We start from the raw sequence: 12,277 nt of genomic DNA on the forward strand, positions 1-12,277 counted from the left end.
GGTCGATCATTCGTCGGACACGAAGAACTAAGCGTGCTTACTACCTTTCCGGCGGCGGGGGGTGCTGTCAAGCAGTTCCGGAGGGGCGACGGGCGCGAGGTGGCAGGTGGGGCCGCTCAGTGCCCGAACCCGTCCGAATCCACGATCTCGGCCTCGCCCGTGTCGAGCAGGTAGAGGCGTGCGAGTTCCGCTCCGGAGAGCTCGAGATCGAAGATGTCGAGGTTCTGTGCCAGCCGCTCCGGGTCGGCGGACTTCGGGATGGCGACCATGCCCTGCTGGACGTGCCAGCGCAGCACCACCTGTGCCGGAGTGATGCCGTGGGCTTCCGCGATCGAGACGACGCCCGGGTCCTGCAGCAGCCCGCTGCCCGGACCGAGGGGACTCCAGGACTCCGTGACGATCCCGTGCTCGTTGTGGAAGGCGCGTTCCTCGATCCGCGGGCGCCGGGGATCCAGCTGGATCTGGTTGACATCGGGCACGATACCGGCGTCCATCACCTGCTGCAGGTGCGCCGGCTTGTAGTTCGAGGTGCCCACCGCCCGCACGAGTCCCTGCTCCATCAACGCGGCGATGCCCTGCACCGCCTCGACATGGCGCCCCTGGTCCGGGTTCGGCCAGTGGACGAGGAGCAGGTCCACGTACTCGAGGCCCAGCAGGCGGGCGCTCGCCTCGAAGGCACGCCGCACGCCGTCCACGCTGTGGTGCTCACGGTTGAACTTGGTGGTGATGAACAGTTCCTCGCGTGGCACGCCGGAGCGCCGGATGCCCTCGCCCACGCCCTTTTCGTTGCGGTAGTTCTCGGCCGTGTCGATCAACCGGTAGCCGGTCTCGATCGCAAGGCTGACGGCGTCGGCCGCCTCGTCGTCGTTCAGCGGCCAGGTGCCGAGGCCGAGGAGGGGAAGGTGGGCGCCACTGCGCAACTGGACGGTGGGGGCGGTTGCCATGGTGGGACTCCTGCTCGAGGGGGCATGTCAGCCCAGCCTGTCGCGGCGGCGAGTGCTCCGTCAACACGGTGCGACCCACGCGATGCGAAGCGACTCGGGCGAGTCCTGTCCTGCGGCCGGCTGCCTGACCGCGGGCCAGTGCCCCACGTGCGCGGATTGTCGCGACCATGTATCCACGCTGCGTGTCCGGCTGACGCCGGTCCGACCGATGGCATATACCGAGTGTGACTGGGGAAGTTCGTCGGCAGCCATGCGCCCGATCAGGACGTGGTCAGGACTGGTTCAACTTCTGCTCAAGCCGCTGTCCGGCGAGCTATCCGACCAGCCGACGGAAAGCGGGGACAGGGGTGGCAGCCGCAGCGCGCAGGGCCGGCGGACGGCTGTAGGAGGCGCGGGGAGGGTGGTCCGCCATGCCGACGGCGAGTAGGTCGTCGATGAGCTCGTTGACGGCCTGGGCGATGCAGTCGCGCTCCTCGCGGGGCAGGGGCGTGAGGCCGTGGAGGTAGGCGTCGACCTCCAGTTCGTCGAAGAATCCGCCGGAGTTGAGGTAGTGGGCGTGCACCTCGGGGACCGTGAGGGACGACGCCGTCATGGCCAGCTGGGCGGTCTCGAACTGCAAGGCGGACTCCTCGGATACCGGATCACCCGACGCGAGGTGCAGGGTGCTCCGCTCAGGCTAGTCCGCCCGGCATCAAGCCTCGCCGAACCGAACCTCAAGATTCGCTCAAGCCCTCCTCGAGCAGTCATCGCGTCCAGGATGACCTGCGCCCCGAAATTGGTAAGGGTACTTAATTTCACATCGAGAAAGAATGGGCCTATAGTTTCGCACAGGGCCTAGCAGCGGGCCATCGAACCACCATCGTGGAGCTGATCATGGAAACTTCCTCTTTTGTCGAATACCGTCCGCAGTCCGTACAGCCGGCTGAGCCGGAGCAGTCCGGGTGGGGCGCAGCTCCCAGGATCTCGCCCAGTCCCTCTCCCCGCGCAGAGGAGACGGAGTTCCCGGAGGACCTCAGCGTCATCTCGACCCGGCAGCTGCGGGTCCTGTGCAACCAGACCTACCGACTGCTGGACCGCGACTTCCCGCCGATGGATGCCATCTCCCACTACGAATTGCTGGTGGAGGAGATCGAGCGGCGGGAGGTCCAGGCGGAGACACGCTCCGCCCCTGCGAGGACCCGTAGCGGCTTCCGCGACAACTCGCTCTTCTCCCGCTTCGAGCTCTTCAGCGACGGCACCATGGTCGGCCACGTGAAGTACGAGATGAAGGGCGCGCACGCGGTGCTGATCCAGGCCGTCGTCGACCCGCGATTCGACGCGGTCGACGTCGAGCCCGCGCTGATCCGCCAGGTGTTCCTCAACGCCCACCGGCGTCGCATCGCCGTGGTTCCCTACTGCCCGCGGGTGCGTGAATTCCTGGCGGAGTTCCCGCAGTACCGGGCGCTCCTGCCGGCCGACCAGCGAAAGCGGTTCGAAGCGACGCTGCGCGTGGCCGGCGACGACTGAGCCGGCCCGGCGGTGGCGCTCGCCGGTCGGCGAGCGCCGTGGTCCGAGCCGACCGGGCGCCGCGACGGGGTGTAGCAGGGGCGTAGCAGGGGTGTAGGAAGGGGTGGCCGGAGCAGTTTGCGCTCCGCTACCGAACCGACCTCGGTGGTCAGGGTCGGACGAGCATCTTGCCTGTGTTGGCGCCGTTCATCATGTCCAAAAAGGCGCCGACGGCGTTTTCGACGCCGTCCACCACGGTCTCGTCGAAGACCACGCTGCCATCGGACAGCCAGGCCGTCATCTGCCGTGCGAACTCTGGCTGCAGGTCCTGGTGCTGCCCGACGATGAAGCCCTCGAGCTTGAGGGAGCGCGTCACGAGGTTGCCCATGTTGTCCGGACCGGGCGTGCGCTCCGTGCTGTTGTACTGCGAGATCGCGCCGCACAGGGCTGCGCGCCCCCCGGTGTTGAGGCGGTCGAGCGCTGCCTCGAGATGGTCTCCGCCCACGTTGTCGAAGTAGACGTCGATGCCGTCCGGGGTAACGCCGCGCAGCTGTTCGCGCACCGGCGCGTCCTTGTAGTTGAAGGCCTCGTCGAACCCGTACCTCTCCTTCAGCAGCGCCACTTTCGCCGCGGAGCCGGCCGAGCCGATGACGCGGGAGGCGCCGAGCTTGCGGGCTATCTGGCCTGCGATTGAGCCGACGGCGCCGGCTGCTCCGGAGATGAAGGCGACGTCCCCCTCCCTGAGCCCGGCCACGCGCTTGAGCCCGGCATAGGCGGTCAGGCCGGTCATGCCTGCCGCTCCGAGGAAGACGGACAGGGGCAGGTCCGTCTCCGGCAGCGGTGAGAAGTGCGTGGCCGGGCCCTGTGCGAGATTCCGCCATCCGTAGCTGTGGAGGACGGCGGTACCCACGGGGAGTGCAGCCGAGGAGGACTCCACCACCCTGCCCACGGCACCGCCGGTCATGGCCTCCCTCAGGCCGAACGGAGGGATGTAGGACTTCGAGTCGTTCATCCGGCCGCGCATGTAGGGGTCGACGGACACATAGGCGTTGCGGACACGCACCTCGTCCCGCCCGAGCCCGGGCAGGTCCACCGCCACCGTGGCGAAGTCCTCGGTACGTGGAGTGCCGGTGGGGCGCCGGACGAGATGGACCTGTGTGCTGGTGGTCATGGTGTTCTCCTTGCTCTGTGTGCGGTTTCCTGCAAGCTCCAAGCCGTTATCCGGAGAAAATATTCCGTTTACTCATGTTACCGGTGAGTAATATAGGCCCATGCATCTCATCCTCCGCACATTGCTGCAGCTGTTCCTGTCCCGCCGGCGCCCGGCCCTGAGCATCTGGGGCTCCAGCAGCGTGGCCCTGCGCGTCCTGCCGACCGACATCGACATCGCGATGCATCTGAACAACGGGATGTACTTCTCGATCTTCGACCTCGGCCGTTTCGACCTCATGGTGCGCAGTGGCGTCTGGCAGCAGATGCGTCGGCGCGGGTGGAGCCCCGTCGCGGCGGGGGCGACCATCAGCTTCCGCAAGTCGTTGCAGCTCGGCCAGCGGTATTCGGTCGAGACGCGCATCCTCGGTCTCGACGAGCGCGCCATCTACTTCGAGCAGAGGGCGGTGGCCGGCGGCGAGATCTACGCCAGGGCCTTCATCGCCACGCGCCTCGTCTCCACCACCGGTCCCGTCAGCAACGAGGACATCATCTCCGCCTTCGGTGCACCACCGGAGACCACCGTCCTGCCCGAGTGGATCCACGAGTGGCGCCTCAACAACGCGCTCCCCAGTACGCGGAAGCCTGCCCCGCATTCCTGGTGAGAGCAGGCGACGCCGCCCGGCTGCGTCCGGTGCGCCCGCGAGTCCCTGCCGCCGGCAGGCGTGCCGCCGTGGGGCGTTGTGTGGGCGTCACCTGCCGGATGCTTCCGTCGCCCGGCCCCGCACGAGGCGCTGCACGCCGTACAGGGCGAGCCCCAGGGCCAGCAGGACGGCTGCCCGCAGCCAGATCTCGCCCGTCTGCTGCGTGAGGAGCAGGATGCAGGATGCGATGGCGAGGTAGGGGAAGACCACCGGGATGCGGAAGTGCCTGTGGCCCACCTCGTCCTTCCGCAGGACGAGGACCGCGATGTTGGTGCTCAGGAACACGAACAGGAGCAGGAGTACCACGGTCTGCGAGAGGGATTCGAGCCCTCCGGTCAGTGTCAGCACCATGGCCACGAGCGTCGTGGCGACGATGGCGACCCAAGGTGTGCGGCGATTGGGGAGCACCCGGTCGAAGATCGAGGGGAAGAGCCCCTGTTCCGCCATCCCGTACGTCAGGCGGCTGGACATGATCATGGTGAGCAGGGCGCCGTTGGCGACGGCGATCAGGGCCACCAGGCTGAAGAGCCAGTCCGGGATCCCCGAGCCGGTGGCGGCGACGACGTCGAGCAGGGGCGAGCTCGAGCCGGCGAGCTGGTCGGGGGCGAGCGCGGCAGAGGCGGCGAGCCCGATCAGGAGGTAGACGACGCCGGCGGTCAGCAGGGCCCCGAAGATGGCCTTCGGGTACACGCGGCTGACGTCCTGGACTTCCTCGGCGACATTCGCCGACACCTCGAACCCCACGAAGGAGTAGTACGCGATCAGCGACGCGGCCAGGACGGCGGAGGCCGCGCCCACGCCGGGAGGGAACTCGTTGACCCGTGAGATGTCACCGTTCCCGCCCGCCACGAAGATCCCGACCACGACGATGACGAGGACGAGTCCGGAGACCTCGATGACGGTCATGACCACGTTGCTGCGGACCGACTCCTTGATGCCGCGCATGTTCAGCAGCGCCAGCAGGACGAGGAACACCAGGGCTGCGGGCACGGCCGGCACGTCGACGAAGGTGGTGAGATAGCCACCCGCGAAAGCCTGGGCGAGGCCTGCCGCGCTGGTCACACCGGCCGCGAGCATGCAGAAGCCGACGAGGAACGAGATGAACGGCTTCCTGAAGGCACGCTCGGCGAAGACGGCGGCACCGCCGGCCTTCGGGTACTTGGTGACGAGTTCGGCGTACGAGCCCGCTGTCAGGAGAGCCAGCGCCAGGGCCACCATGAGGGGCATCCAGATCGCGCCGCCCACCTCTGCCGAGATCACGCCGACCAGGGCGTAGACTCCGGCACCGAGGACGTCCCCGAGGATGAAGAGGTACAGCAGCGGTCCGGAGATGCCGCGCCTGAGTCTGGTGTCCGTAACCTGTTCTGTAGTGGCCATGAGCGACAGTTTAGGCGAGGATGCTAAGCCTGCTGGCTACCGCGGTACACGCATGCCGTTCATCGCGCCACGAGTACCGCCGGGCGTGCATTTCCCCCCATCTTGTGTGACGCACAGCATAATTGCCTTCACCAACGATGGCCGGGGGGCGGCCACTCATTCCGACAGAGAGGGTACCGATGAGTTGGCTCGACCGTGACCACACCATCGCGCCACCGGGATTCAACCGCTGGCTCATTCCACCGGCTGCGCTGGCCGTCCACCTGTGCATCGGGCAGGCCTACGCGACGAGCGTCTACAAGACGGCGCTGACCGCCCACTTCGATGCCACCCTCACGCAGATCGGCATCATCTTCTCGATCGCGATCGTGATGCTCGGCCTGTCCGCCGCCGTCCTCGGCACCTGGGTGGACCGCAACGGGCCCCGCAAGGCCATGTTCACCTCGGCGCTGTTCTGGACCTCGGGATTCCTGGTCGGTGCGCTCGGGATCTTCACCAACCAGTTGTGGCTCGTCTACCTGGGCTACGGATTCATCGGCGGCATCGGCCTCGGCATCGGCTATATCTCGCCCGTGTCCACCCTGATCAAGTGGTTCCCCGACCGTCCCGGCCTCGCCACGGGCATGGCCATCATGGGCTTCGGCGGCGGCGCGCTCATCGCGAGCCCGCTCTCCACGCAGCTGCTGCGTATGTACGACCCGGACTCCGGCGCCGAGGGCTGGGTGGCAAGCGGTGACGCCGTCGGGAAGCTGTTCCTCACGCTCGCCGTCGTGTACTTCATCTACATGATGTTCGGCGCCTTCACCATCAAGGTGCCGGCCGACGGCTGGAAGCCCGACGGCTTCGACCCGTCGCAGCTGAAGTCCAAGCCGCTCGTCACCACCGACAACGTGTCCGCGGCCAACGCGATCAAGACCCGGCAGTTCTGGCTCGTCTGGATCGTCCTGTTCTGCAACGTGACTGCCGGTATCGGCATCCTCGAGCAGGCCTCGCCGATGATCCAGGACTTCTTCCGCGGCGCGGACGGCACGACGGCGGTCTCGGTCGCCGTCGCCGGCGGCTTCGTGGGCCTGCTCTCGATCGGCAACATGGGCGGGCGGTTCGCGTGGTCGACGACGTCGGACATCATCGGGCGCAAGAGGATCTACATGATCTACCTCGGCGTCGGAGCCGTCCTCTACCTGGTGCTGGCCCTGGCCGGCTCGTCCACCACCCTGCTGTTCGTGGTGCTGGCCTTCGTGATCATCTCCTTCTACGGCGGCGGCTTCGCCACCGTCCCGGCCTACCTCCGGGACCTCTTCGGCACGTACCAGGTCGGCGCGATCCACGGCCGCCTGCTCACCGCGTGGTCCGCCGCGGGCATCGCCGGGCCGCTGATCGTGAACGCCTTCCTCGACTCGCAGGGCACGCCCGGGGAGCTGGACGCCGGCGCCTACCAGCCCGCACTGCTCACCATGGTGGGACTGCTGATCGTGGGTTTCATCGCGAACCTGCTCGTCAAGCCCGTCGATTCCCGCTTCCACGAACCCGTTCCGGGCTCGTCCCGAGAATTCGCGAAGGAGGCCTGACATGACCGGAGCACGCATCGCCGCCGTCTGGGCGCTCGTGGCAGTGCCCCTCGGCTACGGCATCTTCCAGACCCTGACCCGCGTCGCGGCCCTGTTTGGGGGCTGACAGCGAGCCCTCCGGGCGCCCGCCCTCGGACAGCACCGGCAGTTCGGTCCTGTTCATCGGCGGGCGCTCCGGCGTGGGCAAGACCACCGTGGCGCTGGCCCTGCACCACCTCCTCGCCGAAGGGGGTGTCCGGCACGCCCTGATCGAAGGTGATGCCCTGGACCTCGCCTATCCGGCACCCTGGGAGCACGGACTGGCCGAGCGGAACCTCGCCGGCATGTGGTCCAACTACCGGGAGCTGGGCTACCGCCGCCTGATCTACACCAATACCGTGTCCGTCCTCGAATCCGCCTCCCTGGCCGGGGCGATGGGTGACGCTCCCGCCGTCGTCGGCGTACTGCTCGAGGCGGACACGGCGACGGCGGACGCCAGGCTCGCGCAGCGGGAGAGCGGCCGCCGGCTCGAGGAGCACCGTGACAGCAGCGCCGACGCCGCCCGGCGCCTCGCGGAACTCGCGCCCCCGGATGTGCACCGCGTCCAGACCTCGGCCCGCCTGCCGGAGGACATCGCCGGGCAGATCCTCGCCCTGCTGGGCTGGGAGTAGGTCCTCGGACGGCAGTCCCGGGCCCTGGGCACCCGTCCGAGCCGGCGGACACGGCGTCGCGGGTGCACAGCGGTTCTGCTTTGATGGGAACAAGCCACCCGGAAGGATGCATGGACAGCACCGGTACGCAGCAGATGGAAACGCTCGATCATGGACTGCCGCCGCTGGACCGGGTGCGCGAGGACGTCTGGGCCCTCGCCCAGCCCATGCCGGGCGGCCACCTCGCCTATTCGTTCACCTATCTCCTGCTCGACGCCGACGGCGGCGTCCACGTGGTCGATCCCGGCTGGGACTCGGACGCCAACTGGGACCGGCTGATGGCGGCGCTCGCCGTCGTCGTTCCCGGGGGCACGGGGGCCGGCGTGGTCACGGGCATCACCGGGACCCACCTGCACCCCGATCATGTGGGGATGGCGGCCCGGTTGCGCGAGGCCTCGGGGGCCGAACTCGCGATGCATGCGGCGGAGCGCCAGGCGCTCGAGCGCCACAGCACGCGGTTGCTCGACCTCGACGAGGCGATCGGGCGCCTGGAGGAGTGGGGCGTCCCGGAGGGGCGGCGGAGCGAACTCGCCCAGTACGTCGACCGGTCGCCCGCAGGGCTCGTGGTGGCCGTTGACCGCGTGCTGTCCGACGGCGACGTCCTCCGCATCCCGGGATTCCGTATCGAGGTGATGGCGACGCCAGGACATACGGCCGGGCACATCTGCCTGCGCGACGACGACCGCGCGCTCCTCTTCACCGGGGACCACGTGCTGCCGACCGTGTTCGCCGGTCTCGGACTCGGCGGTGCGACGGAAGCGAATCCGCTGGCCGAGTACCTGGCGTCGATCGAGCGCGTCCGCGGCTACGGCCTCCACGAGGCGCTGCCAGGCCACGGGCACCGGTTCAGAGGGCTGTCCGAGCGCGCGGGTGAGAGCGCGGAACACCAGCTGAAGCGTGCGCGGGAAGTGGCGAAGGTGCTGGCGGAGGACAGCTCCCGTGCCGGCGGGCCGAGCATCTGGGAGATCGCCTCGCGCCTCACCTGGACCGCGGGATGGGACGGGCTGCACGGATTCCAGTTGCTCTCCGCGCTGTCGCAGACCCGGATGCACCAGGATTTCGTCCGGACGCACGGGTTGCCGGCCCGCTGACATCTTCGGACTTCTCCCGTGAATACGGTCCCGATCGTTCCACGCATCTATACGCTTCTCCCATGAAGACACCCGAAGGACGCGACGGCGTCGAGTTCGAGCGCGCCATCGAGGTGCTCGAGGAGGAGACGAGCGTGCTGTGGCGCAGGGAACGGACGACGTCCCATGCGCTCGCCAAGAACGTGCACCCCGAGATGGAGCCTGCAGCCTACGGGATCCTGACGCTCCTGCAGCGCGAGGGGTCCCTGCGCGCAACGGACATCGCCCTGAGCATCGGAGTGGGGAAGCCGTCCGTGAGCCGGCAGCTCGCCGGCCTCGAACGGCTGGGACTCGTCAGCCGCCAACTAGATCCGAACGACGCCCGCTCGCAGCGCGTGCTGCTGACGGCGCTCGGCGAGCAGCAACTGGCCGCCGCCCAGGCAGGCCGTCGTACGGCGTTCACCACGCTCATGCGCAGCTGGAACCCGGACGACGTCGAGACGCTCGGCTTCCTGATCGCCCGGCTCAACAGCACCTACACGAAGGACACCTGGTAGCGGGATCAGTCCTCGCTCCAGCCGTCGCCCTCACGGAAACTCCCCACCCGCCGGCCGGCTCCGGCATCGAGGGAATCGCTCGGATCCTCGAAGAGCTCCCCGGCGTCGGCCTTGCTGTGCAGGAGGAGCTGCTCCGCCTCCGTGCGGGCATCCTCGAGCGTCCCGGCGGCGATGCGGCTGCGGGCGGGCAGGGTGTCCAGGTGGACCACCCGTTCGGCGGTCTCGCTGACGGGGATCGTGAAGCCGTCGTTGGCGTCGTCCAGGGGCACCTCCGCCCCGCCGTTCTCCGCAGGGATGAGGTATTCGAGGAAGTAGGCCATTGCTCCACAGTGCCACTGCCGCCGGCGCCGCCGCCAGGAGCACGGGCGTTGCCCCGCGGGTTGTCCGGCCGTCGACTCACTGGTAGGGATGCGGCCCTCGAGGCGCCGGTCCGGGCGCGGAACGGTCCTCGTCAAATCGGTCATGGGGTGCCGCTGCGGATGCACAGGCTCCTGATGCACGCCTAGATTGGAGCCATGGCCGACACAACGCAGCACGAAGAAGCAGCCCCGAAGGCTCCGTCACGCCTCGAGCAACTCGCCGAGGCGCACCGGGTGGGGACCACCTTCAAGGGATGGGACGGCGAGCCCGCCCGCGTCACCCCGGAGACCCTCGTCACGGTTCTCGCGGCGCTCGGTGTCGATGCCTCGTCCGACGCCGCGATCGAGCGGGCGCTGGAGGAGGTCGGAACCGGACCCTGGCGCTCCGTGCTGCCCACCGTCGTCGTGGTGCGCCAGAGCGACGTGGACCCGGTGATGCTCCACGTGCCCGCCGGGGCGGAGGTGGAGTTCTGGGCCGTCGACGAGGACGGCGTCCGCTACACCGGAGCGGTGGCCGGGGCGGTGGCGACCCGGACCGTCGACGGCAAGGCTGTGGAGCGGCGCGAAGGCACCCTGCCGCACGCCATGCCGCTGGGCTGGCACACGCTGCATGCGAGCGTGGACGGGCAGGAGACCTCCCGGACCCTGGTGGTCACCCCTGATCGGCTGAGCACGACGGCGGCGCTCATGGATCACCGGACCTGGGGGCTCATGGCCCAGCTCTACTCCGTCCGCTCCTCTGCCTCGTGGGGCATCGGCGACCTCGCCGATCTCGGTTCGATCGCGCAGGCCGCCGCGGCCCATGGCGGCGATTTCGTGCTGGTGAACCCCCTGCACGCCGCGGAGCCCGTGCCGCCGGTGGAACCGTCGCCCTACCTGCCGACGACCCGGCGCTACTTCCACCCCCTCTACCTGCGCATCGAGGACATCCCGGAGTACGCCCGGCTCGATGCCGCAGCGCGGGCGAGGATCGCTGAGCTCGCCGCAGGTTTCGCAGAGGCGAACACCGCCACCACCCTGCTGGACCGGGACGCGTCCTACGCCGCCAAACTCGAGGCACTCGAGCTCGTCTTCGCCGTCGAGCGCCCCGAACAGCGCCAGCACGACTTCGATGCCTACCGTGCCCACCAGGGCCAGGGCCTGGCCGACTTCGCGCTGTGGTCGGCGCTCGCCGAGACGCTCGCACCGGGCGCACCGGAATGGGAGGACGTCGGGCGCCCCGGCTCGGAGGGGGCCCGTGCCTTCGCCGAACGCCACGCTGCCCGGATGCAGTTCCACGAGTGGCTGCAGTGGCTCGTGGACGAGCAGTTGCAGGAGGCCCAACTCGAAGCCACCGGCTCCGGGATGTCCATCGGCGTGGTGCACGACCTCGCGGTAGGGGTCCATCCGAGCGGGGCGGATGCGTGGGCGCTGCAGGACGTGCTCGCGTCGGGGATCAGCGTGGGTGCCCCGCCGGACATGTTCAACCAGCACGGCCAGGACTGGAGCCAGCCGCCATGGCACCCGGAGCGCCTCGCCGCATCAGGGTATGCGGCCTTCCGCGACATGCTCCGCAACATCCTGCGCCACGCCGGTGGCATCCGGGTCGACCACATCCTCGGGCTGTTCCGGCTGTGGTGGATCCCGCAGGGAGCGGAGCCGGGGGCGGGCGCCTATGTCTACTACGACCACAGGGCGCTGATCGGCATCCTGGCGCTGGAGGCCGAGCGGGCCGGGGCGATCGTGGTCGGCGAGGACCTCGGCGTGTTCGAGCCGGGCGTCCAAGAGTACCTGGCCGAGCGCGGGATCCTCGGCACCTCGATCCTCTGGTTCGAGCAGGACGAGGACGGGCCCCTGCTCCCGGAGGCCTACCGCGCGGGCTGCCTGACGACGGTGACCGTGCACGACCTCCCGCCGAGCGCGGGTTACCTGGCAGGGGAGCATGTCGTGCTGCGGGAGAAGCTCGGGCTGCTCAGCCGCCCGGTGGAGGAGGAACAGGCCGAGGACCGCGCCGTGCAGGACAAGTTCCTCTCGCTCCTGCGGGAGCGGAACCTGCTGACGGACGAACCGGCCGGTGTCCAGCAGACCGTCGAGGCGCTGCACGCCTTCATCGCCCAGACCCCGTCGGTGCTGCTGGGAGTAGCCCTCGCCGACGCCGTCGGGGAACGCCGGACCCAGAACCAGCCCGGCACCAACGACGAGTACCCGAACTGGCGGATTCCCCTGGCCGACGCCGACGGCAGGGCCGTCCTCGTCGAGGACCTCGCCGGGAACGCTCGCTTCGCCTCGCTCGTCGCCGCGTTGGGCCTGCCCGCGGACGACCGGGACCCCACAGGACCGGTCGCCTGACCGCAAGCACCAATTCGGGGCGGCGGGGGAGCGCGCCACATGGTCCG

12 protein-coding genes are annotated in these 12,277 nt (G+C 69.0%); 7 read left to right on the plus strand and 5 right to left on the minus strand.

The window, feature by feature from the left end; genetic code table 11:
- Positions 1-116 precede the first annotated feature (116 nt).
- Positions 117-944, minus strand: a complete 828-nt coding sequence (locus ACIQCY_RS00810; RefSeq protein ID WP_400481987.1) for an aldo/keto reductase — start codon at positions 942-944, stop codon at positions 117-119.
- A 313-nt stretch (positions 945-1,257) separates the two neighbouring features.
- Positions 1,258-1,563 carry a hypothetical protein gene (locus ACIQCY_RS00815; protein WP_400481988.1) on the minus strand — a complete coding sequence of 102 codons (306 nt, stop codon included), beginning with the start codon at positions 1,561-1,563 and terminating at the stop codon, positions 1,258-1,260.
- A 254-nt stretch (positions 1,564-1,817) separates the two neighbouring features.
- Here ACIQCY_RS00815 and ACIQCY_RS00820 point away from each other — a divergent pair, with 254 nt between their 5' ends.
- Positions 1,818-2,450, plus strand: coding sequence for a GNAT family N-acetyltransferase (locus tag ACIQCY_RS00820; RefSeq protein ID WP_400481989.1), 633 nt, complete (start codon positions 1,818-1,820; stop codon positions 2,448-2,450).
- Positions 2,451-2,598: 148 nt separating this feature from the next.
- On the opposite strand, the gene ACIQCY_RS00825 is transcribed toward ACIQCY_RS00820, so the two are convergent.
- Positions 2,599-3,600, minus strand: a complete 1,002-nt coding sequence (locus tag ACIQCY_RS00825) for an NADP-dependent oxidoreductase (protein ID WP_400481990.1) — start codon at positions 3,598-3,600, stop codon at positions 2,599-2,601.
- Between the two features lie 100 nt (positions 3,601-3,700).
- Between ACIQCY_RS00825 and ACIQCY_RS00830 the strand changes: the two genes are divergently transcribed.
- Positions 3,701-4,243: an acyl-CoA thioesterase gene (locus tag ACIQCY_RS00830; RefSeq protein ID WP_400481991.1), complete on the plus strand. Its 543-nt coding sequence runs from the start codon at positions 3,701-3,703 to the stop codon at positions 4,241-4,243.
- A gap of 87 nt (positions 4,244-4,330) precedes the next feature.
- Here the strand turns inward: ACIQCY_RS00830 and ACIQCY_RS00835 are convergent, their stop codons facing one another.
- Positions 4,331-5,659, minus strand: a complete 1,329-nt coding sequence (locus tag ACIQCY_RS00835) for an APC family permease (protein WP_400481992.1) — start codon at positions 5,657-5,659, stop codon at positions 4,331-4,333.
- Between the two features lie 179 nt (positions 5,660-5,838).
- Here ACIQCY_RS00835 and ACIQCY_RS00840 point away from each other — a divergent pair, with 179 nt between their 5' ends.
- From ACIQCY_RS00840 to ACIQCY_RS00855, 4 genes are all read left to right on the plus strand, one after another.
- The gene (locus ACIQCY_RS00840; RefSeq protein WP_400481993.1) at positions 5,839-7,227 is read left to right on the plus strand and encodes an OFA family MFS transporter; all 1,389 of its coding nucleotides are present in this window, start codon (positions 5,839-5,841) and stop codon (positions 7,225-7,227) included.
- 95 nt (positions 7,228-7,322) lie between these two features.
- Positions 7,323-7,877: an adenylyl-sulfate kinase gene (locus ACIQCY_RS00845; RefSeq protein ID WP_400481994.1), complete on the plus strand. Its 555-nt coding sequence runs from the start codon at positions 7,323-7,325 to the stop codon at positions 7,875-7,877.
- Between the two features lie 110 nt (positions 7,878-7,987).
- Entirely contained in the window at positions 7,988-9,007 is a 1,020-nt protein-coding gene (locus tag ACIQCY_RS00850) for an MBL fold metallo-hydrolase (RefSeq protein ID WP_400481995.1), read from the plus strand.
- A 62-nt stretch (positions 9,008-9,069) separates the two neighbouring features.
- On the plus strand, positions 9,070-9,543 hold the full coding sequence (locus tag ACIQCY_RS00855; protein ID WP_400481996.1) for a MarR family winged helix-turn-helix transcriptional regulator: 474 nt from the start codon (positions 9,070-9,072) through the stop codon (positions 9,541-9,543).
- 5 nt (positions 9,544-9,548) lie between these two features.
- Here the strand turns inward: ACIQCY_RS00855 and ACIQCY_RS00860 are convergent, their stop codons facing one another.
- Positions 9,549-9,863 (minus strand): hypothetical protein, encoded by a 315-nt coding sequence (locus tag ACIQCY_RS00860; protein ID WP_400481997.1) that lies wholly within the window; start codon positions 9,861-9,863, stop codon positions 9,549-9,551.
- Positions 9,864-10,058: 195 nt separating this feature from the next.
- Here ACIQCY_RS00860 and malQ point away from each other — a divergent pair, with 195 nt between their 5' ends.
- On the plus strand, positions 10,059-12,230 hold the full coding sequence (gene malQ, locus ACIQCY_RS00865) for a 4-alpha-glucanotransferase (RefSeq protein WP_400481998.1): 2,172 nt from the start codon (positions 10,059-10,061) through the stop codon (positions 12,228-12,230).
- Positions 12,231-12,277 lie beyond the last annotated feature (47 nt).

Source organism: Arthrobacter sp. NPDC092385 (genome assembly GCF_044755105.1).
In the GTDB taxonomy this organism is placed as follows: Bacteria; Actinomycetota; Actinomycetes; order Actinomycetales; family Micrococcaceae; genus Arthrobacter_D.

Excerpts from the sequence above, each read along its gene's own strand:
- ACIQCY_RS00840 (WP_400481993.1), top strand. The coding sequence starts at position 5,839 with ATGAGTTGGCTCGACCGTGACCACACCATCGCGCCACCGGGATTCAAC.
- ACIQCY_RS00835 (WP_400481992.1), bottom strand. The coding sequence starts at position 5,659 with ATGGCCACTACAGAACAGGTTACGGACACCAGACTCAGGCGCGGCATC.
- ACIQCY_RS00855 (WP_400481996.1), top strand. The coding sequence starts at position 9,070 with ATGAAGACACCCGAAGGACGCGACGGCGTCGAGTTCGAGCGCGCCATC.
- ACIQCY_RS00825 (WP_400481990.1), bottom strand. The coding sequence starts at position 3,600 with ATGACCACCAGCACACAGGTCCATCTCGTCCGGCGCCCCACCGGCACT.
- ACIQCY_RS00850 (WP_400481995.1), top strand. The coding sequence starts at position 7,988 with ATGGACAGCACCGGTACGCAGCAGATGGAAACGCTCGATCATGGACTG.
- ACIQCY_RS00820 (WP_400481989.1), top strand. The coding sequence starts at position 1,818 with ATGGAAACTTCCTCTTTTGTCGAATACCGTCCGCAGTCCGTACAGCCG.
- ACIQCY_RS00810 (WP_400481987.1), bottom strand. The coding sequence starts at position 944 with ATGGCAACCGCCCCCACCGTCCAGTTGCGCAGTGGCGCCCACCTTCCC.
- ACIQCY_RS00860 (WP_400481997.1), bottom strand. The coding sequence starts at position 9,863 with ATGGCCTACTTCCTCGAATACCTCATCCCTGCGGAGAACGGCGGGGCG.
- malQ (WP_400481998.1), top strand. The coding sequence starts at position 10,059 with ATGGCCGACACAACGCAGCACGAAGAAGCAGCCCCGAAGGCTCCGTCA.
- ACIQCY_RS00830 (WP_400481991.1), top strand. The coding sequence starts at position 3,701 with ATGCATCTCATCCTCCGCACATTGCTGCAGCTGTTCCTGTCCCGCCGG.